The sequence below is a fragment of the Sporanaerobacter sp. genome (assembly GCF_047830725.1).
Classification (GTDB): domain Bacteria; phylum Bacillota; class Clostridia; order Tissierellales; family Sporanaerobacteraceae; genus Sporanaerobacter.
Map to the genome: position 1 here is coordinate 315,713 of NZ_CP181252.1, position 22,355 is coordinate 338,067.

Genomic DNA, 22,355 nt, shown 5'->3' on the forward strand with positions numbered 1-22,355 from the left:
CCTATACTTAGAGAACTGTCCCTTGCTATATAACAATTCAAAGAATCATAGCGACTCTTCAAAACCTATTTACATATATACTATCTAATTTCATTTAATTAGTTTCAATAAAATCTCAAGCTTTAATCTATTCATAGGATCTTCTAAATCAAAATTTATTAAATCATTTATTTCTTCTATCCTTTTTCTAACTGTATTTATGTGTATGAAAAGCTGTTTTGCTGTAAGGCTATAATTCATTTTACACTCTAGATAGACTTTTAAAGTCTCTACTAGCTCTTTATACTCAGGATTTTTGAGTAAAACATTTATATCTTTTGTCATTATTCCCAATTCATCTTCCTTGACATCCAACCAAGCAAAAACCCCCAAATCAGAATACTTTAGATAATCTTCATTTGGATATAATATCTGACCAATCTTTATAGTCTGTTCACATCTTATATAGTTTCTCTTTATTTCATATATTGTGCTTTCATTGTCAGAAATGCCAACGACTATATTCGTATTTTCAACCTTTGATTCTATTCTTTTCTTAAAAATTCTAGCTGAAGCTTCTATTAATTTTAAGTTTTCTTCTATTGAAATCCTATGATCTGCTGGAAGTAAAAAAATACAACCATCATCATCTATCATAGCCATTCTAGCATCTATATAAGAAATACTGCTATTTATTGCTTCTTTAAGTTTATCTTTATAATTAGCTAAATGGTATCCTTCTTTTTCTTGTCTCATTAAAAGCAAATAATAATTTGAATTTATATCCAAACCTAAATCAATGGCTCTTTTAGATATCATTTCATCATCTGATAAGTTTCCAGATATAATTTCTCCAATAAACTTTTCAAAACCTATATCTCCAATACTTTGTGCTACTGCTATTTGCTCATATAATGATTGCAGAAGTAGAAAACCAATACGCAATGCAAATTGGTCAAAATAATCTATAAGTCCTGTAGCCTCTACAACTACGAAATAAGCCTTTATCGTATCTCCTACTGTAATAGGTACAATAATCCAGCTATAAGGTTTCTCATATTTATCATCATGAAATCTATATCGTATCATTTTAAGATTATCGCACAATACTTCTTTTGTAACTTCAATTGTTGGATTCCAAAAATCTTCTATCTTTAGATCATCCATCCACTCAATAAATGTAGGTGAGCTATAATAAGCAGTTTCATTTGATAAGTCATAGAGCATTGCTGGAAAATTCATTTCCCCTTCGATTTGTGACAATATTTTATTTATCTTTCTTACTTGATAGCTTAAATTAGAAAAATTTTTTGGGTTAACATTACCTATCCTAAATTGTCTAATATTTTTATTCATCACAAGTACATTAAGTTGGTTCATAATGTCCATCCATGAAGGAGCCAATGGAATATTTATTAAAGGTATATTATACTCATTAAACATATCTATTATATGAGCTGGAATACTTTTTAAATATCTATCTACCTTAATTCCCATACCCGATATTTCCCTAAATATATCTGTCTTTATATATTCTTCAAATACTCCAGGACATTTACAAAACACATAACCTGATGTTATAACAAATTCTCTACCTCTTGTCCATTTAAATCCATCTGGAGCATCTAATATAGCTATTCCTTGTATTTGTTTGTCCAATCCCTTACTTCCTGCTATTAATTTAAAATCTTTAAAAAATTCTGCATTAAGCATTTCTCTAATAGTTAAACCCATAGTATCACCTACCTTTGTTTAGTATTAGTATTAGTACTAGTATTAGCATTTTATCACAAAATCTTATATAAAAAAAAGGACTCCTTACAATATTATAATATTATATCTTGCAAAGAATCCTTTTATGAATTACCTCTATTTAAGAGGACTTACATATTTTCTACTTTCTGTTCTTTTGTTAAATTCATCCTTTGCTGCTTCAACTAGTTTAGGATCATTTAATAGATCATACATTATCCCTGAAAAAATCTCTGCTGCATAAAACATACCTTTAAAACCCAAAGATGATCCTGATGATGAAGTTGCCTGCCATGAATGAGCTGGTACTCCCAATGGCCAAGTAGCTGTTAAAAATAAATTCATAGGCATTAACCAAGATACATCTCCACTGTCAGAAGAGCCAGAAACTACTACAGAACTTGCTTTTTCTTTTTCTAAAACTCCCTGATGAAGAAATACCTTTTCATCACTATCAATATATTTCTTGATTTCAGCTTCTACTAGCTTTGGGTCTAAGCTTTCTTGTATATCCTTTGCAAATTTAAGTTCTTCTTCTGTATAAGATGGCGATCCAATTTCAACCATATTCTTATAAGTTAAATCAAACAATACATTATTGGGTAGCTTTTCATAGCATCCGCCCAATACCTCATATTCCACAGTTGTCTCAGTCATCATTGCTGCACCTTTTGCAATTTTAAATAATCTTTCCGTTATTTCTTCTACATCTTTTCTATAAGGTGCCCTAACAAAATACCAAGATTCTGCTTCTTTTGGTACAATATTAGGTGCTCCCCCTGCGTTAGTTATAGTATAGTGAATTCTAGCTGAATCTATAACATGTTCTCTTAAATAGTTTGCACCTACATTCATCAACTCAACAGCATCTAAAGCAGACCTTCCTGATTCTGGAGATTGAGATGCATGAGCCGATATCCCATGAAATTTAAATTTAATAGAATTGTTAGCTAAATAAGCTTTATCTAGTGCCACATTTGCATTCATAGGATGCCAACTAAGAGCTATATCAGAACCTTCAAAAGCTCCTGCTTTAATCATTTTTACTTTACCCACTAAAGTTTCTTCTTCAGGACAACCATAAAACCTTATAGTTCCACTTGTCTTAGTTTCCTCTAAATATTTTTTGATTGCAAGTACAGATCCTAAGGCTGCACTACCTAATAGATTATGGCCACATCCATGCCCTGGACCATTTATCTTTACTGGATTATGTTTTATATCTAGAGTTTGAGATAGTCCTGGCAATGCATCATATTCTCCTAACACTGCTATTACAGGTGATCCATTCCCATATTCACCAATAAAAGCATTTTCCATTCCATCTATTTCTTTTATTTCAAAACCATAAGATTTTAATATATTTCTAAACAAATTAGATGATTCTTTTTCATTTCCAGAAGTCTCCGGATTATTCCATATCCTTAAACTCAATTCTTTTACTTCTCCACTTATATCATTTAAATATTTTAATATATCTGATTTGTTCAATTTAAGTCCTCCTTTATATTAAATTTATATAAGTTTCTTTTTGTACAAACTTGTACCTATAGCCATAGTTCCAAATACTGAACCTAATGTAACCATATAACTTGGATAACCTGGCAAGAAACTAAATACTCCTGCTTTTAAAGCAAACGTTAAACCTAATGCTAGTCCTAAAGCTACTGGTGCTAATTTCAACTTTTTAAGGGCAAACTGTACAAATATTGCTCCAAACAATGCTGGTAAAAGATAGTTAAATGAAGTAACTACATTTTCAGGTAGTGATTCTAAAATCGCGCTACCTGCAAATACTCCCAAAGCAAGTATCACAATATTCACAATAACTGATGTAGCCATACCTAATGTAGCTATTATAGTTCCTTCATTTGTGCCAGGTTCTACTCCTGCTACATTTTGGGATACCGCAGCAGCTGGAATTCTAAGATTTGAAATATTCCCAGTTATAAATGCCATATATGTTCCAGGTACCCCGATTATAGGGAAATAGGATATTGGTTCTACTATCCAATTTACGCCTACTGCTGATGCTATGGCTATAAATGCTGTGATTATTGCACTTATAGGAGGAACAATACCATATATCACTGCAAGTACCAATGCTGGTCCAAAAGATAATAAAATTCCTAGCAAACCTGTTATTTTCCCCCATTTATTTATATATGGTAAATATACTCCATCGTATTGATCAGTTTTTTTCATCCTTTTGTACCTCCTCTATTATTAAAACTATATTAATGCTGCTACTGCCATGCCACCAAATAGTGCTATGGTTAAAGCCCATTCTTTAAGCCAATTTATACTCTTTTTATCTGCTATAGGAGATAATATAAGCATTATAGCTCCACCTACTAATGCTGCAATAGTATTTTTATTCATTGCAATTAGATGACCAGATACTAATGAACCAAAAGAACCTAACATAGCAGATATAGATATAATACCTAGTATCCCTTTGTCTCCTTTGGAAAACTTCGTCTGTACTTTTTCCATTTTATCTGCTGTCAAAGTAGCAAATATTATCCATCCAATGGAACCAAGTATCATAGTCCAAACTGCATTTGCAAAAGCTACATTAGTCATTGGATCTATTCCCATCTTAACTCCTACTGCTTCTGTTCCAAAACCTGCCGCCATCATCTCAAACATTACAGAACCTATAAAGGATAATCTCATCCATGCCATAGGTCCTCCTACTGTTACTAATAATGATAAAAGTCCTGTTAAAATTACAACTGAAGGACCTACTGATGTAATAAGACTACTTTTCATAGCACTCTTCATTTGTCCTTCTGTAAGTCCTATTTCTTTACCTGTACTATAAGATTTTTTAGCAAAGATAATTGCTTGAAATAATGCCAAAGATATTGCTAAACCTGCTGCTAACCACATGGGAAAGCTATTTGCAATTTGTAAATAATCCATATTTACTCCCCCTTAGTTTATTATTTGTATAAATGTTATCACCCTACCGTAGTAAAACCAACGCAAAAACTTTTCTTATTTTGACAGATTTGTGAAAATATTTTCACAATAAAAAACACAGGAGAAATTTTTCTCCTGTGTTTTTTATTAAATTCTTTTATACTTTTTCCCCATAACTTTTTTATATAGAGACCGTAGTTTTTCAATGGTTTCCTTATCCATATCTTTTTTTCTAATTAAAGAAGCCTGGTTCACATTAAAATAAGTAATGAAATAATCCTTTGATTCTAATACTTGATAGAACTGGCTATAATTAATCTTAGATTCCCCTTCAAATACTGTGCTCTTTATAATTAAAAAATCTTCATAGAAATCTAATACTTCTTCTGCATTAAATACTCCTGTTTTGTCAGTTTTAATTCGCTGTTTATTTCTCATTTCAACCTTAAAAATTATTGTAAGAATTGCTACCATAGCTAATACAATCCATAAAGCAATAAATTTTGTCACACTAAATTGATTTTCACTATAAGCAAGAAAAGCAGCCATCAATGCAGATATCAAAAATATAAAAGGGATTATTATCTTGCTCCTTAAGAATGTAGCTATATATAAAAACTTATGATAGTCTTCTTTTCCCATAGAAGTTTTTACTGTAAATAATTTATTATCATTCATGTTTCCACCTCTTATAATAAATAATAATTACTTTTTATCTTTTTTAGATTAATTCTAATAGATGAAACTAACAATATCGATAAAAATCCACTGTTCATAATAGTTATTACCATCTCACCAATAGAAAAATCTCCCTTTATTTTTAAAACTGTGAAAAATATTAGCATACTAATTAATAAAACCTGTAACCAATATTTTATTTTTTCATCTATATCGTAATTATAAACTTCAACTTTTTCTAACTTTAATATATATCCAATTATAATCATGAAACCTAATATAGTAGAACCATGCTGTAAATATTTGTATATTGGTATGTTTAATATAGTATTAGATAATACATCTATTTTGTTTACAAAAAATCCATTTTTATGAGTAAAACTGTCCCATACTACATGAGTGGCCATTCCTATAAAAGATGAGTATGAAAAAATAATAAACTCCTTAAAACTAATTAATTTTATTTTATCATTATATAGTGCATATAAATGTTGATTTATTCTACTAGGTAAGTTTGAAATAAGGTCATTTTTTATAACTTTATAAAAAATTAAATATAATAAAATTACTAAAGGTAAATTTATTAATAAAAATCCTTTTATACTATGACCGATCACTCCTATAGGCTTAAAATATATAAAATATTCAAAATCTGGTGCCATAGTTCCAAGAATCATTGCAGCATTATTTATATATGATTTATGTTTTTTGGTAAAATTAATTACTACTGCTGGATGAGCTAAAGTAAAAGCCATATTTTTTCACCTACTTTATATCATATACTTGTGTATATTATACTATAATTTACAACTTAATAAATAGGACTAATTCTAACTTCTAAAGCAAAAAACTTAAGGGAATCTTCTTCTTTGTTCTTTTTACAAAATATCACTCATTTCTCATTGTTTTATTTGATGCAAAAAGAACCGTCCCCAATGCATCACTTCATATCTTTCCTTTGCATTCCTATTACGCACTCAACATGAATACTTCTCGGAAACATGTCTACTGGTTGAATTTCTTTGATTTTGTATCCATTTTCTGAAAGGTATTTTAAATCTCTGGCTAAAGTTGATGGATTGCAAGATACATAGACTATTCTTTCTGGATTCATTTCTATTATTGTATCTAGTACTTGTCTATCACAACCTTTTCTTGGAGGATCCACTACTATTTTATCTACCTTGATACCTTTTTCTTTTAATTCAGGCAATATTTTTTCACTGCTTCCACAGATAAATTCTACATTTTCTATATTGTTTAAACGGGCATTTTCTATTGCATCTTTTATTGCTTCCTCTACTATTTCAACTCCATATACTTTTTTAGCTTGTCTCGCCATGTAGAGTGATATAGTCCCGATACCACAATACAAATCAAATATTATGTCCTCACTTTTCAAATCCATATATTCTTTCACTTTGTCATAAAGTATCTTTGTCTGTACTCTATTTACTTGGAAAAAAGAATTTGGAGAAATACTAAATTTAAAATCTCCTATACAATCTATTATTTTATCTTCCCCATATAATTTTTTGAATTTTTCTCCATATACTACTGGACCATTTCCACTATTTATATTTTGATATATACTTATTATATCTTTAAATTTTTCAGTAAGTATTTTTATGAGCTCTTTAGAATATGGAAGATTCCTTGAACCAGTAACTATTATCACCATAGCTTTGTTTTCTATATTTGTCCTAATTCCAATATGGCGTATACTTCCAGTTCTATTTTTTCTGTCATAAGGTTTTAAATTATATTCTTTCATGAAATTTTTTATTGTTTTTACTATTTCATTTGAGATTTCCGTTTGAATGACGCAATTGTCTATGTCTGCAATATTATAGCTTCCACTTTCATAAAATCCTATAGCGATTTCTCCATCCTTAAGGCCAACAGGAATTTGAACATTGTTTCTATATCTATAGGGTTCTTCCATGCCTATGATATGTTTGACTATACTTGCATCTAGTCCTCCAATTTTTTCTACATCTTTTTTTACCTTTTCTTCTTTCCATTCTAACTGCTTTGTATAATTGAAAAATTGAAATGGGCATCCTCCACATTCACCTGATGTATTGCAAATAGAAGAAACTCTATAGGCTGAAGGTTTTATGATATCTAAAAGTTTTCCTATTCCATAAGTCTTTTTAACTTTAACTACCCTATATTTTACAATATCTCCAATTAGACCTTTATCCAAAAATATGGTGAAATTGTCTTTTTTGACTATTCCTCCACCTTCATAATTTATATCTATTATTTCTCCTTCCAATATATCTCCAATCTTAACTGAAGTATCCATGAACATCCTCCTGTAATTAAATATAGTATACGTGCAAAATGAGCCAAAGGATATTCCCTTGACTCATTTTGCTAGAATCAGTATGCCTATATTATATATTTTATTTTGATTATTGTCTAAAAAAATTTTTTTATACATTACCATTTCAAAAACAAGCTAGAATTTCCTTTTCGAATTTTATACTCTAATTTTTTCTTTATATATTTTTTATATAAATCTCTAGTTCCAGGAAGTATCATTGTGATTCCAATTATATCGGTAAGAATTCCTGGTACTACTAAAAATATTCCACCTATTAAAATACTCACTCCTGTCAACAAATCATCACTAGGAATTCTACCTCGAGACAATTCTCTATTTATGCTTGATATGACAACTTTTCCTTCACTTCTTGCCAAATAATATCCAGCTATACCTGTGACTATTATGAGCATAACTGTAGTCCAAAATCCCATACTTTTAGATGCTTTAACTAAAATGTATAAATCTATTATTGGCATAGCTATTATGAATGTCAATATCTTCCACATATTTATTCTCCTTTTTCTAATACCTCTTCCAAAACTCTCCATTCATCTTTAAATCTTCTTCTAAAATTTATAGGCTTTAGTTCTTTATCTACAAATGCATGTTTGGTAAATCCTTCTACAAGTAAAGTATTGTCACTTTTCCTAAATATTTTATAGTCTAGTTTAAGTCTTACACCCTTTAGTCCTGACAATTTCGTCTTTATAATGACCTCATCATCAAATTTAGCTGAATCTATATATTTGCAACCAGTTTCTATAACAGGAAGCAATACTCCCTTTTCTTCTAGTTCTCCACAAGGAAATCCTAATTCTCTAAAAAATTCATTCCTCCCAACTTCAAACCAAGTGAAGTAATTTCCATAATATACTACACCCATTTGATCTGTTTCTTTGTATCTAACTCTAATAGTAGTTTCATATTCCATGTTTTGACCCCCTATAATACTTTAGCTTCTCCTCTATATATAGAACCAGTAATACTGTCCACTGTTATAATATCTCCATCTTTTAAAATTTCAGTAGCCTCAGACACACCTACAACAGTTGGTATATTTAAATTGAGTCCTACTATTGCTGCATGAGAAGTAAGTCCTCCTTGTTCAGTTATGAGTGCAGAAGCCCTTTCTATATAGTCCATCATATCTCTATCTGTAGATGTACATACCAATATATCTTCTTCTTTAAACTTTTTCTCTAATTCATCTTTTGAATTTGCTACAACTACTTTTCCAGTAATAGCTTTATTTCCTATTCCTGTACCTTTAAGTAATACTTCACTTACAGTGTGAACTTTAATTAAATTCGTAGTACCAGATACTCCTACTGGTATACCTGCTGTGATAACTATTAAATCTCCCTGTTTTATATATCCTTTTTCTAAAGCACTATGAATAGATAATTCTATTACCTCATCAGTTGAAGTACTCTTTGATGAAAGTACAGGATAAACACCCCACACTATAGATAATCTTCTCATTACATGCTCGGTTGTAGTTGCAGCTATGATAGGTGATTTTGGTCTAAATTTCGATACCGCACTAGCAGTATATCCTGATGATGTAGCAGTAATTATAGCACTGACACCTAAATCTTGAGCTGTAGTACAAGTTGCCTTGCTTATGGCATTGGTTGTAGAAACTCCATTGGACTTAAATTTCATTTGAAGAATCTGTTTATAATCAAGAGCTTCTTCTGCCTTTATCGCTATATTGTACATAGTTTTAACAGCTTCTACAGGATATTTACCTGCTGCAGTTTCTCCTGAAAGCATGATGGCATCTGCACCGTCAAATATTGCATTAGCCACATCTGTAGCCTCTGCTCTTGTAGGTCTAGGATTTCTTATCATTGAATCAAGCATCTGAGTTGCAATGATTACAGGTTTTCCTGCTTCATTACATTTTTTTATGATTTGTTTTTGAACAATTGGAATTTCTTCAGTCTGTATTTCTACTCCTAAATCTCCCCTTGCCACCATAATAGCATCAGATACATTCAATATCTCATCTAAATTTTCTACTCCTTCTTGATTTTCAATCTTTGATATTATTTGAATATAGTCTCCATTATTTTCTTCCAATATCCTTCTTATCTCCAATACATCTTCTGCTTTTCTTATAAAAGAAGCAGCTATGAAATCTATACCATTTTCTATTCCAAACAATATATCATCTATATCCTTCTTAGTAACAGCTGGTAGATTAATTTTTACACCCGGTACATTTATACCCTTGTGGTCACTTAATGGCCCGCCATTTTTAACAATGCATCTAATATCAGTATCATTAGCAATTTCCTCTACTTCTAATGCTATAAGTCCATCATCAATAAGTACTCTATCTCCCACTTTTAAATCTTTTGGCAAATCTTTATAGCTCACTGCAACCATGGTAGAATCGCCAATTATATCTCTTGTAGTCAATGTAAATATTTGACCATCTTCTAACATTGCATTATTATCTTTAAACTTGCCAGTTCTTATCTCTGGCCCTTTTGTGTCAAGTATTATTCCAATAGGCAAATCCATTTGAGTTCTAACTTTTTTTATAGCATCTATTCTCTTTTTGTGCTCTTCATGATCTCCATGAGAAAAATTAAGTCTTGTAACATCAAGCCCAGCTAATACAAGTTGTTTTAAAATTTTCTCATCCTCTGATTTTGGACCTATTGTACAAATTATTTTTGTCTTTTTCATATTTTCACCCCACTATATTATATAGATAGTATTCTTGCTATCTCATACATATCTCTTCTAAAGACTCTTTTTTGAGAAAGAGCTTCATCTAAATCTAAATCCACTATTTCATTTTGACTTATACCTACTGCTCTTCCCCCTTTACCATCTAATAGTAGTTCTACGGCTCTATATCCCATCTGACTAGCCATGATTCTGTCAAAAGATGTAGGTGTTCCTCCTCTTTGTATATGACCAAGTATTGTAACTCTTGTCTCTCCACCAGTTTTTTCTTCTATTTCCTTTGCAATTTCATATGCATTTCCCACTCCTTCAGAAAGGACTATTATACTATGAAGTTTACCTCTATTTCTACCTTGAATAACTTTTCTGCAAACTGCATCTATATCTATTTTTTCTTCTGGAACAATTATACTTTCTGCACCACCAGCCAGTCCTGCATAAAGGGCTATATCTCCACAATGTCTTCCCATTACTTCTACAATATTTGCTCTACCGTGGGAACTGGAAGTATCCCTGATTTTACTTATAGCATCTACTACAGTTTCAACTGCAGTATAAAAACCTATAGTATAATCTGTATATCCCATATCATTGTCTATGGTACAAGGAATTCCAATAGTTGGAATGCCTTTGTCACTTAAAGTCTTTGCGCCCCTAAAAGAGCCATCTCCACCCAATACTATTAACCCATCAATATTGAATACTTCTATGATATTTACTGCTTTATTTAATCCTTCTTCTGTGGTAAATTCATCACATCTAGCAGTTCTAAGTATGGTTCCTCCTCTATGGATTATATCTGCTACACTAGAAAGATTCATTTCTTCAATATTTCCATTTATAAGTCCATTATACCCTTGTTTAATACCCAATATTCTTGCTTTGTTATAAATGCCAGTTCTTACTACAGCTCTTATAGCTGCATTCATTCCTGGTGCATCTCCACCACTAGTTAAGACCCCGATAGTTTTCATATTTTTCCTCCTCTGATACTGTATTAAATTATTCCTAAATCTACTAAAAAAGATTGTACTTCTTGTGCTTCAAATTCAGGAGCAAGTATTTCATATAAAGTGTTATCTCCCTCTTTTGAGAATGTATTTATTTTAACTAAAAACCCCTCCTCGTTTAGTAAGTTTTCTATTTTTTTTGCTATATCATATCCTTCTGCTACATATATTGCAGTCCACATTTTCTCGCACTCCTTAAACAATTGTATTGTAAACTCATTATAGCATAATTTTCTATATTTTTTTATCCCATTTGATTTTCTTAACAAATTTTTACACAATTTTCTCCTAGTATATCTTTCAATTTTTTTATTAATTCTTCATTTTCTCCATCAACCCAATAATTTCTATCAGCCATTATTACCTTTTTCTCATATTCAAGGTACACATATACAGGCATATCTCCGCTATATTTTACAAATATATTTTTAAGATATTCAAATGTTTTAAGTCCATCATCTTTTTCAAGCTTTATATACAATTTTCCCTTTTTATATTTATTTAGGGGAACAATAGATTCACAAATAATTTTAGGTTCGTCTTCTTCGCTCAAACTAATTCTACCTTCTACTACAACTATATTGTCTTCATCTAAGTACTTCAAATATCTATCATATATCTTTGGAAACACTATTACTTCTATAGCTCCGTAGAGATCTTCCAATGTGATAAAAGCCATCATATTGTTGTTTTTAGTTATTTTATTCTTTTTATTATTTATGATTCCTCCTAAAATTACTTTTTTCCCATCTTGAAGTTCTGTATTTATCAATTCTCCATTTATGTCTTCTTCTAGTTGAAATAGTTCCGCAGTAGTGACTGTGGATATTTTCTTTAGTTCACTTTCATAAGGAGCTAGTGGATGACCACTTATATATATACCTAGCATCTCTTTTTCCATGGTGAGAAGATTTTTTTGAGGAAACTCGCTTAAATTTGGCAAGTTGTCCTCTTCTATTTCTCCACTCATGGATTCAAACAAAGAACATTGACCCTCAATATTTCTTTTCTTATCTTCATGAACGCTGTCAATTATTTTCTCAAATACAGCTAAAGCTTGGGCTCTATTAGCTCCTAGAGATTCTGTAGCTCCACATTTTATCAAGCTTTCAATTGCCCTCTTATTTATAGCTTGGGAATCAACTTTTTCTACTCTCTGACAAAATTCAGTTAAGCTCCTAAAAGGGCCATCTTCTCTAGCTTTTATTATAGCGTTTATAAGACTCTCTCCCACATTTTTTACTGCACGAAGTCCAAATCTTATCTTGCCATTGGATACAGTAAATTTCCCATAGCTTTCATTTATATCAGGCGGAAGTATATCTATCTTAAGTCTCTTACATTCCTGAATATATAGAGAAACTGAATTCGTATTTCCCATGACACTAGAAATCAGTGCTGCCATAAATTCTACTGGATAATAATACTTTAACCAAGCTGTCCTATAAGCTACCATAGCATAAGCTGCTGAATGAGATTTGTTAAATGCATATTTGGCAAAATCTATCATCTCGTCATAAATTTTATTTGCAGATACTTCATCTACACCATTTCTTATGGCTCCAGCTATTTCTATTTCTCCATCTTTTCCTATTTTCCCATAGATAAAATTCTTTCTTTCTTCTTCCATCACATCCATCTTCTTTTTACTCATAGCACGTCTCACTAAATCTGCCCTTCCCATGGAAAAACCGCCAATATCCCTTACTATTTGCATTACTTGCTCTTGATAAACAATGCAACCATAAGTCACTTTTAATATGGGTTCCAATTTAGGATGTAGATACTTAATTTTTGAAGGATCATTTTTGCTTTCAATATATTTAGGTATTTGATTCATAGGCCCTGGTCTAAATAGTGAATTGGCTGCAACAATGTTTTCAAATCCCGTAGGCTTAAGTTCCTTTAAAAACTGTCTCATTCCTGCACTTTCAAATTGAAACACACCCAGAGTTTCAGCATTTTCAAACATTTTATATATATTTTCATCATCATAAGTAAAATTGGAAAAATCTACTTTAACTCCATGATTTTCTTCAATCAAATTTACTGCATCCCTTATGACTGTAAGGGTTCTTAAACCTAAAAAGTCCATCTTAAGTAAACCCAATTCTTCCAATTCTGTCATAGTGAATTGTGTAGTTATAGAATCATTGTTTCTCGACAACGGAACATATTCTCTGATGGGCTCTTTGGATATAACTACTCCTGCAGCATGAGTAGACGTATGACGTGGCAATCCTTCTACTGCCATTGCTAAATCTATAAGTTCTTCTACTTCTTCTTTTTCATGATACATACTATTTAAGTTTTTGTTGACCTCTAATGCTTTTTTAATAGTCATACCCAATTCCATAGGTATTTGTTTTGCAATAAAATCCACCTCACCATAAGGCATATTTATAGCTCTGCCCACATCTCTAATAGCACCTCTTGCTGCCATAGTACCAAATGTAACTATTTGAGCCACTCTATCTTCTCCATATTTTTTCACTACATAATCTATGACTTCTTCTCTTCTTTCATAGCAAAAATCCACATCTATATCAGGCATAGTCACTCTTTCAGGATTCAAAAATCTTTCAAATATAAGCCCATATTTTAGTGGATCAATATCTATAATACCTAGTGCATATGAAACTATGCTCCCAGCTGCAGAACCTCTCCCAGGCCCTACCATTATTCCATTGTCTTTTGAAAATTTAATGAAATCCCATACAATAAGAAAATAATCTGTATATCCCATTGTGACAATAGTATTAAATTCAAAGTTAAATCTATCCATTATTTCATCAGTTATTTTGTCATATCTCTTATTAAGACCTTCTATGCACAATTTTTTCAAATATCCCACATTGGTATAGCCTTCTGGAACTTCATATTTAGGCAAATGTAATGTATCAAAATCTATATCTACATTACATCTTTCACTTATCAATAAAGTATTGTCTATAGCTTCTTCTACGCCCTTAAATAGCTCTGACATTTCTTCATAGGATTTTAAATAGAATTCATCTGTAGGAAACTTCATTCTATCTTCCTCATCAACGGTCTTTCCTGTTTGTATACATAATAGTACATCATGAACCTTTGCATCTTCCCTAGTCAAATAGTGAACATCATTGGTAGCAACCAATGGTATACCTGTTTCCTTGCTCAATTTTATCAATTCTTCGTTGACAAGCTTTTGCTCTCTGATACCATGATCTTGAAGTTCTAAAAAGAAATTATTTTCTCCAAATATATCCCTATATATCAACGCAGTTTTTTTAGCACCTTCAAAATCCCCATTTAATATTTTGTTTTGTACTTCTCCACCTAAACAAGCACTAGTAGCTATCAATCCTTTGCTATATTTTTTCAAAACTTCATGGTCCACTCTAGGTTTGTAATAAAATCCATTTACATATCCTTCAGAAACTATCTTCATCAAATTGGAATAGCCCTCATTATTTTCTGCCAATAAAACTAAATGATAGGGGCTTTTTTCTTTTGGATCTTTGTCTGTATATTTACCTTTGGAAATATATATTTCACAACCTAATATAGGTTTTATTCCTCTCTTTTTTGCTTCTTTATAAAAACCAATTACTCCAAACATAGCACCGTGATCTGTAATAGCAATAGAATCCATATTAAGTTCTACAGCTTTATCTAACAATTCCCCTATTCTATTGGCCCCATCAAGTAGACTATATTCAGTATGAACATGAAGATGTACAAACTTGCCTTTATTATCCATATAAAAACCCTTTCTATTGTTTTCTTATAATATTTTATCACATATAAAATAAAACTCCTATATTTTCTAGGAGTTTTTACTAATTCACTACGTCATCTATTATTATAGAATTGTGCTCGAGAAGATTCACACAATATGACCTTAAAAGTTTTTGACCACTCTCATCATATAAAACTTCTACTACAGGTCTTGAAGGAAATTTTCTATTTATATCCACTACAATTCCCCTCTCTCCTGTATTTAAAACTACATTTCTATTTAATGAATACATAGCTATTTTTTCAATGAATATATCTACTATATAGGAGTCAAATTGGCTTTCTTTCATGGCAGTTAAATATTCAATGGCTTCTTGATTTTTACCTTTTTTCCTATATACTCTCTCACTTGTCAAAGCATTGTATACATCAGCCACTGACACAATTCTAGAATACTTAGAAATATTTTCTCCTTTTAAACCGTTGGGATATCCTTTCCCATCATATCTTTCATGATGAGAAAGAACTATATCAATAGAGCTTTCACTCATTTCAGGAACATTTTGAAGAATTTTATATCCATAAACAGTATGATTTTTCATTTCCTCAAATTCATCATATGTAAGCTTGTCGGGCTTTTTCAGTATTTTTTGAGGAACAAGTATTTTACCTACATCATGTAAAATGGCTCCTTTCCCTAATTCAATCAATTCATCTCTACTGTAATTTAAATTCTTGCCAAGTATTATAGAAAGTACACATACATCTACACAATGATCAAAAGTATAATCATCTACTGCTTTTATATCAAGTAAATTCATAAATATATTTTTACCATTTAACAATTCATCTACTATCTTTTCAACAATAAACGTAATTTGTTTAATGTTTTTGTCTTGGGAAAATGGAAGCCTTTCAATTGTATCTTGAACTATATTTAATGCTTCTTTGCGAGTACTTTCTTTCACAACTTTTTGTATATTCTTATCATAAAAGCTCTCTTCTTTTATGTGAATTGTCTTAATACCTTTTTCTTTTAAACTTTCTATATAACTTTTTTTAAGATGGGCTCCTTCCTTCAAAAGAATTGCACCACTAGTATTATATATATCTTTGGCCAATATCATTTCCTCTACTACATTATCCACTGAAATAAGCACCCTAAATCCCACCTTTATCTTTTGTTTGTATAGACTACAATTTATATTATACATCAAAAAAAAATAAATATTTTGTAGAAATATAGGAATAGGACATATTTACTATTTTTTTGACATAAAGAGTAGTTTTTCTACTCTTTATGCATTAAATATTCTATTTTCGATTAAATCCATAAGGTCTTCCATAGCTTCCTTTTCATCTTCTCCTTTAGTAATAATGGATATCTCCTCACCTTGAAATACGCCAAGACTCATGACTCCCATGATACTCTTGCCATTTACCCTTTTTTTATCTAATTCTATATAAACATCACATAAATATTTATTTGCAGTTTGAACAAACATTGCTGCTGGTCGTGCATGAAGACCTGCTTCATTTTTTAAAACTACTTTTCTCTTTTCCAATTTATTTTCTCCCTCCATCTCTTAATTTCTCTGCAATTTCTTCAATTCTTCTAAATCTATGATTTACACCTGATTTTCCTACAGGAGGATCGAGCATAGCTCCTAGTTCCTTTAAACTAGAATCCCTATGTTTTAATCTTAAATACGCTATCTCGGATAAGTTTTTGGGCAGTTTTTCTAATCCTATAGTTGCATCTATATACTCTATATTTTCTATTTGCCTTAATGAAGCATCTATAGTCTTATCTAAATTTGCAGTTTCACAGTTGACAATTCTATTTATATTGTTTCTTACTTCTTTCAAAACCCTTATGTTTTCTAATTTCAATAGTGCTTGATGGGCTCCCATTATATTTAAAAGATCGACTATCTGTTCTCCTTCTTTTAAATACACTACATAGCTTTCCTTTCTAAATACTATCTTTGAATTCAAACCAAAGGTATTGATTAAATTAGAAAGGTTTTCTGCGTGTTCTTCACTATTTGTTACAAATTCCAAATGATAAGTTTTTTCTGGATTTGTTATGGAGCCTCCTCCCAAAAAAGCACCTCTTATATATGCCCTCTTGCAACATCTTTTTTCTACTATATCTTCAGGAATTTTGTAATTCAACTGAAACAATGGGTTTTCACCATCCTGTATGAATCCCACATCCTTTAATATCTTTTTTGTGATATTTGTATTTGGAACAACTATTAAATAATTGTTGTTTTTTTTCAACTGCTTATTTCTTCTAACCATGACTTCTACATCTGTATCATATATGGTTTTCAACAAGGAAAAGGTTCTCCTAGCTATGGCAGCGTTTTCAGTAGTGAATTTAAGCGTAATTCTATTTTTACCACTTATTTGAATAAGACCATTTATTCTCACAAGAGCTGCTAATTCTGCTTTAGCACAACACATATCTTCAATAGGAATTCTAGAAAGCTCATTTTTTGTAAATGCAGAAAACGACATATTTATCTCTCCTAAATCTTTATTACTTTAATATAATATACTTCATAAATGCTTTGTTGTAAAGAGTATTAATTTTAATAAAGGATTTTTGGTTTTTTTATAGAATATTATGAAAGACTAATTTTTAAGGAGGTTTTTTCATGAACATTGCAATTGATAATATTACCAACATACTAGTAGAACTTTTAAATATACCAAGTCCTACTGGCAATACAAAAAATGCCATAGATTTTGTGGAAAATCAATTTAAATCTTTAGGCATTAAAACTTATAGAACAAACAAAGGAGCCCTTATAGGAACTATTGAAGGGAAAAACACTGACAAAGAAGTAACTCTTTCAGGTCATGTTGATACCCTTGGTGGAATGGTAAAAGAAATAAAATCTAATGGTAGAGTTAAAATCACTCAAATAGGTGGATATATGTGGAATGCCATTGAAGGAGAACACTGCACAATAGAAGCAAGTAATGGCAAACTATATACTGGAACTATTTTGACTACAAAAGCCTCAACCCATGTTCATGGCGGAGAAGCAAGTAGCCTTGAAAGAAATGAAAACAATATGGAAATCAGAATAGATGAAAAAGTCAAGAATAGTGAAGATGTTGAAAAACTAGGAATTTCCGTTGGAGATTATGTATTTTTTGACCCAAGAGCTACAGTGACTGATAGTGGTTTTATAAAATCTAGACATTTAGATGATAAAGCCGGAGTAGCTTCTATATTGGGAATCGCTAAATATTTAGTTGAAAACAAAATCACCCCTAAATATACTACAAATTTCTTCATTAGCAATTATGAGGAAGTAGGTCATGGTGCCAGTGCAGCTATTCCTCCTAAAACTTTTGAATTTATCGCAATAGATATGGCAGCTCCTGGAGAAGGCCAAACTTCTGATGAATACAGTGTAACTATATGTGCAAAAGATTCAAGTGGTCCATATGATTTAGAACTTAAAAGACATTTAGTGAATTTAGCTAAAGAAAATAATCTTAACTATAAAGTGGATATATATCCATACTATGGTTCAGATGGTAGTGCTACTTTAAGGGCTGGCAATGATTTCAAAGTAGGACTTATAGGACCAGGAGTAGATGCTTCTCACTCTCATGAAAGAACTCATAAAGAAGCAATAGAAAACACAATTAAATTAGGAATATTGTATTTGACTAAATAATTTAAACCGCGGGAAACCGCGGTTTCCATTTTTTTATAGTTTAAATATATAAAATAAACTAAAACTAATTTTAGAGGTGATTTAATGAATATAAATGAAAATTTCATTATAAGTCTTCAAGGAAAAAATTTTGTCACCTACGAAGGACTACTTGATTTGGCACATCAGAAAAACTTAAAATCTATAAATGTAGAACTCATTCAAATTCCAAGCAAGGAAAACAATATGACTGCTATATGTAAAGCTACAGCAATTACAGACAATGAAAAGTTTTCCGATATAGGTGATGCTAGTCCTCAATCAGTAAATACAAATATAGCTCCTCATTTAATCAGAATGGCTTCTACTAGGGCCAAAGCAAGAGTTTTGAGAGATTTAACCAATGTAGGAATGACATCTATAGAAGAAATATCACTAAATGAGGATGTAGAAGAAGTTCCAAAGATAAATACTCATACTTTTCTTGAAGAACCTCCTACAAAAAGGCAAATAGATACTATAAAAAAATTGTCCAGTGAATTAAATACAACTATTTCTTACGAAAACCTAACTAAAAAAACAGCTGGAACACTGATTTCAAAAATGTTGGAAGAAAAAAGCAAAACACATTAAGAAAAAGAAAGCTTTAATAGTAAGCTTTCTTTGTTTTCCCATCTTTAGACAATCCTACAATTATGCTACTGAGTTTTAATGTATCATGTCGTATATAATCTTTTTTCACATCAATTAAATTATCTTTTATAACAGTTATGCCCATATCTTTTAATTTCTTTTCATCTTCATTTGTCAAAACTACTGGTCTAGCTCCATCTTCTTTGTATTTCTCTAAAACTTCTTCAGGAATCTCTTCTACATTTGCAATTATATAGTCAAGTAAATCTGGTCTGCTATGCTCTAATATAGCTTCTACATGATTAGCTACAGTATATCCATCTGTCTCCCCAGGTTGAGTCATGACATTGGGCACATAAACTTTTATAGCTTTTGAATCACATATATGTCCTACAATATTGTTGACAAGCAAATTGGGTATAACACTGGTATATAAACTACCAGGACCTAATACTATTATATCTGCATCTTTTATTGACTCTATGGCCTCTACCAATGGATAACTGATTTGAGGCTCTATATATATTCGTTTTATTTTACTTTTGCACTCATTGTTTCTAATTGGAATATTTGATTCTCCTTCAACTATTTCTCCATTTTCTAATACAGCACACAATTTTACATCTTCTAAAGTCATAGGAAGTACCTTTCCAGTAACAGCAAGAATATTCGAAGTTTCTCTCACTGCCACTTCAAAACTACCATATATTTCATTCATAGCAGCTAAAAACAAATTCCCAAAACTCTGCCCTTTCAACGAGCCTTCTTTAAATCTATATTGAAGTATTTTTTCCATCTCAGGTTCTGTATTGGCAAGAGCTAAAATACAGTTTCTAATATCTCCAGGCGGAAGCATCCCCAAATCCTCCCTGAGAACTCCAGAACCACCTCCATCATCTGCTACAGTGACTATAGCAGTGATATTTGAAGTATATTCCTTAAGGCCTCTTAAGAGGATAGAAAGACCCGTTCCTCCTCCTATAGCCACAATCTTAGGCCCTTTAGACAATACTTTTTCCTTATATATCATTTCATTTAAATCTTCTTTACTCAAATCTCTGTTGATTTTCTTATTTTTCATCACATCTATTATCAATTTTATGATTCTTCTTGTAGAAAAAATTATAAAAAATACTCCCAATAGGGTAAATATTATTTTTACATTTGTCTTGTTGCTAGCAAATATATTGTACATAAACCCAGACAATCCTATCGCCACTAAAAATATTCCAACTACGCCCAACAATATCCATCCTGTTAAAATTAGTTTAGACTTAATTTTTCTACCCATGGCAATTTCCCCTTTAATTCGCTTTGCATTCTCTATGGCTTAATATGACTCTATTGCCTTTCTCTAATAGCCTTTCGTAGAGAACATCAGCTATAGCAACAGATCTGTGTTTTCCTCCAGTACAACCTATACCAATTACCAACTGAGTCTTTCCCTCTTTTATATAATATGGAATGAGAAAATCCAGCATATCTACCAATTTGCTTATAAATATTTTAGTTTGTTCCCACTTGAGCACATAGTCACGTACATTTTTATCATTTCCTGTATATTCTTTTAGTTCTTCTATATAATATGGGTTTGGCAAAAATCTTACATCGAAAACCAAATCAGCATCTAAAAGTATCCCATATTTAAACCCAAAAGAAACTACAGATATAGTCAATTTTCTTAATTCTTCTCCTTCAACAAATATTTTTCTTATTTCTTCTTTAAGCATGGCAATAGTCAGATTAGAAGTGTCTATAATATAATCAGATTTTCCCTTGACTTCTTCAAGAAGTTTTCTTTCTTTTGTGATACCATCAATTATTCTTCCATTAACACTCAAAGGATGAGGTCTTCTAAGTTCCTTATATCTTTTAATTAAAACAGCATCAGAAGCTTCTAAAAAAAGAATCCTATATTTAAGTCCCTTATTTTTGAGCTTATCTAAACTATTGAATAGTGCATCGAAAAACTTACCTCCCCTTATATCTACAACCACTGCTACTTTTTTTATGTTTCTCTTTGATTCATAGCACAATTCAGCAAATCCTGGCAATAGCTGTGGTGGAAGGTTGTCCATACAATAAAAATCTATATCTTCCATTGCCTTCATCGCCTGACTTTTCCCTGCTCCAGACAATCCTGTGATTATTACAAATTCCATATCCATATCATCACCTCCAAAAATTAAACTATAGCATTTACTATTCTTTCTATTGGTACTTTTGCCTTTTCTGCTCTTTCTATTCCATTTTTTAAATTTCCAACATTTTCAGGAGTATGAGCATCGCTATTTATATAGAATTTGACATCTTCTTTTAGTGCTATTTTTATTTCATCTACAGTTAAATGGCTGTGACTTGAGTTTATCTCAAGGGCAGTACCTACTCTAGCAGCTTTCTTTGCAATTCTTTCTATATCCACATAGACTTTAGAACCTGGATGGGTTATCAAATCTATAGGATATCTATCCATAGCCTTTAAAAGAGCCATTGTATTCATTTCAACCATTGTCTTCTTCATTCCTGGTACAAATTTAGATAAAAAATTAAATATATACAATTTAGACCAATCTATAGGATTTCTAGGCATAGCACCAAAATGAAAACCTAGAAGAAGTATATCAAGAAGTTCTATTTCTTCCTCATTTAAATCTATAGTACCATCATATTTTACAATATTAGCTTCCATACCAAAGAGAATTTTAATACCTTTAGATTCATACTCTCTATTTAATTCATCAATTTCTCTTCTCATAACTTCTATATTTTTCTTCTTCACACCATAACCTATATGGCCGGGGCCATGATCACATATAGCAATTTCTTTAAGCCCCTTTTTTAAAGCCTCCTCTACATTTTCCCTTATAGTACCACTCCCATGGCTATATATAGTATGAGTATGATAATCTCCTATTAATATCATATCTTTTCCTT

Annotated in this window: 21 protein-coding genes; 2 read left to right on the forward strand and 19 right to left on the reverse strand. The window is 31.1% G+C overall.

The window, feature by feature from the left end; all coding sequences use genetic code 11:
• Window positions 1-90: 90 nt before the first annotated feature.
• From ACFWUA_RS01545 to whiA, 16 genes are all read right to left on the reverse strand, one after another.
• Window positions 91-1,713 carry a PucR family transcriptional regulator gene (locus ACFWUA_RS01545; RefSeq protein WP_416198417.1) on the reverse strand — a complete coding sequence of 541 codons (1,623 nt, stop codon included), beginning with the start codon at window positions 1,711-1,713 and terminating at the stop codon, window positions 91-93.
• Window positions 1,714-1,848: 135 nt separating this feature from the next.
• On the reverse strand, window positions 1,849-3,222 hold the full coding sequence (locus ACFWUA_RS01550; protein WP_416198418.1) for an amidohydrolase: 1,374 nt from the start codon (window positions 3,220-3,222) through the stop codon (window positions 1,849-1,851).
• A gap of 24 nt (window positions 3,223-3,246) precedes the next feature.
• Window positions 3,247-3,936, reverse strand: coding sequence for a hypothetical protein (locus ACFWUA_RS01555; RefSeq protein WP_416198419.1), 690 nt, complete (start codon window positions 3,934-3,936; stop codon window positions 3,247-3,249).
• 27 nt (window positions 3,937-3,963) lie between these two features.
• Window positions 3,964-4,659: a DUF5058 family protein gene (locus tag ACFWUA_RS01560; RefSeq protein WP_416198420.1), complete on the reverse strand. Its 696-nt coding sequence runs from the start codon at window positions 4,657-4,659 to the stop codon at window positions 3,964-3,966.
• 147 nt (window positions 4,660-4,806) lie between these two features.
• Entirely contained in the window at window positions 4,807-5,337 is a 531-nt protein-coding gene (locus ACFWUA_RS01565; RefSeq protein WP_416198421.1) for a YcxB family protein, read from the reverse strand.
• Between the two features lie 11 nt (window positions 5,338-5,348).
• Window positions 5,349-6,092 (reverse strand): DUF4184 family protein, encoded by a 744-nt coding sequence (locus ACFWUA_RS01570; RefSeq protein ID WP_416198422.1) that lies wholly within the window; start codon window positions 6,090-6,092, stop codon window positions 5,349-5,351.
• A 185-nt stretch (window positions 6,093-6,277) separates the two neighbouring features.
• Entirely contained in the window at window positions 6,278-7,648 is a 1,371-nt protein-coding gene (gene rlmD / locus ACFWUA_RS01575) for a 23S rRNA (uracil(1939)-C(5))-methyltransferase RlmD (protein WP_416198423.1), read from the reverse strand.
• A 137-nt stretch (window positions 7,649-7,785) separates the two neighbouring features.
• A complete protein-coding gene (locus ACFWUA_RS01580; protein WP_416198424.1) occupies window positions 7,786-8,178 on the reverse strand; it encodes an FxsA family protein in 393 nt (130 codons plus the stop codon).
• A gap of 2 nt (window positions 8,179-8,180) precedes the next feature.
• Entirely contained in the window at window positions 8,181-8,603 is a 423-nt protein-coding gene (locus ACFWUA_RS01585) for an acyl-CoA thioesterase (RefSeq protein ID WP_416198425.1), read from the reverse strand.
• A gap of 11 nt (window positions 8,604-8,614) precedes the next feature.
• The gene (gene pyk / locus ACFWUA_RS01590; RefSeq protein ID WP_416198426.1) at window positions 8,615-10,372 is read right to left on the reverse strand and encodes a pyruvate kinase; all 1,758 of its coding nucleotides are present in this window, start codon (window positions 10,370-10,372) and stop codon (window positions 8,615-8,617) included.
• A gap of 17 nt (window positions 10,373-10,389) precedes the next feature.
• The gene (pfkA, locus tag ACFWUA_RS01595) at window positions 10,390-11,349 is read right to left on the reverse strand and encodes a 6-phosphofructokinase (protein WP_416198427.1); all 960 of its coding nucleotides are present in this window, start codon (window positions 11,347-11,349) and stop codon (window positions 10,390-10,392) included.
• 23 nt (window positions 11,350-11,372) lie between these two features.
• Entirely contained in the window at window positions 11,373-11,567 is a 195-nt protein-coding gene (locus tag ACFWUA_RS01600; protein ID WP_416198428.1) for a hypothetical protein, read from the reverse strand.
• A gap of 80 nt (window positions 11,568-11,647) precedes the next feature.
• On the reverse strand, window positions 11,648-15,127 hold the full coding sequence (locus ACFWUA_RS01605) for a DNA polymerase III subunit alpha (protein ID WP_416198429.1): 3,480 nt from the start codon (window positions 15,125-15,127) through the stop codon (window positions 11,648-11,650).
• Between the two features lie 79 nt (window positions 15,128-15,206).
• Complete coding sequence (locus tag ACFWUA_RS01610) at window positions 15,207-16,265, reverse strand: HD-GYP domain-containing protein (protein WP_416198430.1); 1,059 nt, start codon at window positions 16,263-16,265, stop codon at window positions 15,207-15,209.
• A gap of 138 nt (window positions 16,266-16,403) precedes the next feature.
• Window positions 16,404-16,670: an HPr family phosphocarrier protein gene (locus tag ACFWUA_RS01615; RefSeq protein ID WP_416198431.1), complete on the reverse strand. Its 267-nt coding sequence runs from the start codon at window positions 16,668-16,670 to the stop codon at window positions 16,404-16,406.
• Window position 16,671: 1 nt separating this feature from the next.
• Window positions 16,672-17,631 (reverse strand): DNA-binding protein WhiA, encoded by a 960-nt coding sequence (gene whiA / locus ACFWUA_RS01620; protein ID WP_416198432.1) that lies wholly within the window; start codon window positions 17,629-17,631, stop codon window positions 16,672-16,674.
• 140 nt (window positions 17,632-17,771) lie between these two features.
• On the opposite strand from whiA, the gene ACFWUA_RS01625 reads away from it, so the two are divergent.
• Both ACFWUA_RS01625 and ACFWUA_RS01630 read left to right on the forward strand, forming a co-directional pair.
• Window positions 17,772-18,809, forward strand: a complete 1,038-nt coding sequence (locus tag ACFWUA_RS01625; protein WP_416198433.1) for a M42 family metallopeptidase — start codon at window positions 17,772-17,774, stop codon at window positions 18,807-18,809.
• 84 nt (window positions 18,810-18,893) lie between these two features.
• Window positions 18,894-19,421, forward strand: a complete 528-nt coding sequence (locus ACFWUA_RS01630; RefSeq protein WP_416198434.1) for a hypothetical protein — start codon at window positions 18,894-18,896, stop codon at window positions 19,419-19,421.
• 13 nt (window positions 19,422-19,434) lie between these two features.
• Here the strand turns inward: ACFWUA_RS01630 and ACFWUA_RS01635 are convergent, their stop codons facing one another.
• Genes ACFWUA_RS01635 through ACFWUA_RS01645 form a run of 3 tightly spaced genes read right to left on the reverse strand, consistent with a single transcriptional unit; the run spans window position 19,435 to window position 22,344 of the window.
• Window positions 19,435-20,712 carry a gluconeogenesis factor YvcK family protein gene (locus ACFWUA_RS01635; protein ID WP_416198435.1) on the reverse strand — a complete coding sequence of 426 codons (1,278 nt, stop codon included), beginning with the start codon at window positions 20,710-20,712 and terminating at the stop codon, window positions 19,435-19,437.
• Between the two features lie 13 nt (window positions 20,713-20,725).
• Window positions 20,726-21,583 (reverse strand): RNase adapter RapZ, encoded by an 858-nt coding sequence (gene rapZ, locus ACFWUA_RS01640; RefSeq protein ID WP_416199158.1) that lies wholly within the window; start codon window positions 21,581-21,583, stop codon window positions 20,726-20,728.
• A 23-nt stretch (window positions 21,584-21,606) separates the two neighbouring features.
• Window positions 21,607-22,344: a PHP domain-containing protein gene (locus ACFWUA_RS01645; RefSeq protein ID WP_416198436.1), complete on the reverse strand. Its 738-nt coding sequence runs from the start codon at window positions 22,342-22,344 to the stop codon at window positions 21,607-21,609.
• Window positions 22,345-22,355 lie beyond the last annotated feature (11 nt).

Bases quoted from the DNA above. Each gene is read 5' to 3' on its own strand.
- ACFWUA_RS01545 (WP_416198417.1), bottom strand. From the start codon at position 1,713: ATGGGTTTAACTATTAGAGAAATGCTTAATGCAGAATTTTTTAAAGAT.
- ACFWUA_RS01555 (WP_416198419.1), bottom strand. From the start codon at position 3,936: ATGAAAAAAACTGATCAATACGATGGAGTATATTTACCATATATAAAT.
- ACFWUA_RS01560 (WP_416198420.1), bottom strand. From the start codon at position 4,659: ATGGATTATTTACAAATTGCAAATAGCTTTCCCATGTGGTTAGCAGCA.
- ACFWUA_RS01565 (WP_416198421.1), bottom strand. From the start codon at position 5,337: ATGAATGATAATAAATTATTTACAGTAAAAACTTCTATGGGAAAAGAA.
- ACFWUA_RS01570 (WP_416198422.1), bottom strand. From the start codon at position 6,092: ATGGCTTTTACTTTAGCTCATCCAGCAGTAGTAATTAATTTTACCAAA.
- rlmD (WP_416198423.1), bottom strand. From the start codon at position 7,648: ATGGATACTTCAGTTAAGATTGGAGATATATTGGAAGGAGAAATAATA.
- ACFWUA_RS01580 (WP_416198424.1), bottom strand. From the start codon at position 8,178: ATGTGGAAGATATTGACATTCATAATAGCTATGCCAATAATAGATTTA.
- ACFWUA_RS01585 (WP_416198425.1), bottom strand. From the start codon at position 8,603: ATGGAATATGAAACTACTATTAGAGTTAGATACAAAGAAACAGATCAA.
- pyk (WP_416198426.1), bottom strand. From the start codon at position 10,372: ATGAAAAAGACAAAAATAATTTGTACAATAGGTCCAAAATCAGAGGAT.
- pfkA (WP_416198427.1), bottom strand. From the start codon at position 11,349: ATGAAAACTATCGGGGTCTTAACTAGTGGTGGAGATGCACCAGGAATG.
- ACFWUA_RS01600 (WP_416198428.1), bottom strand. From the start codon at position 11,567: ATGTGGACTGCAATATATGTAGCAGAAGGATATGATATAGCAAAAAAA.
- ACFWUA_RS01605 (WP_416198429.1), bottom strand. From the start codon at position 15,127: ATGGATAATAAAGGCAAGTTTGTACATCTTCATGTTCATACTGAATAT.
- whiA (WP_416198432.1), bottom strand. From the start codon at position 17,631: ATGTCGTTTTCTGCATTTACAAAAAATGAGCTTTCTAGAATTCCTATT.
- ACFWUA_RS01625 (WP_416198433.1), top strand. From the start codon at position 17,772: ATGAACATTGCAATTGATAATATTACCAACATACTAGTAGAACTTTTA.
- ACFWUA_RS01630 (WP_416198434.1), top strand. From the start codon at position 18,894: ATGAATATAAATGAAAATTTCATTATAAGTCTTCAAGGAAAAAATTTT.
- ACFWUA_RS01635 (WP_416198435.1), bottom strand. From the start codon at position 20,712: ATGGGTAGAAAAATTAAGTCTAAACTAATTTTAACAGGATGGATATTG.
- rapZ (WP_416199158.1), bottom strand. From the start codon at position 21,583: ATGGAATTTGTAATAATCACAGGATTGTCTGGAGCAGGGAAAAGTCAG.
- ACFWUA_RS01645 (WP_416198436.1), bottom strand. From the start codon at position 22,344: ATGATATTAATAGGAGATTATCATACTCATACTATATATAGCCATGGG.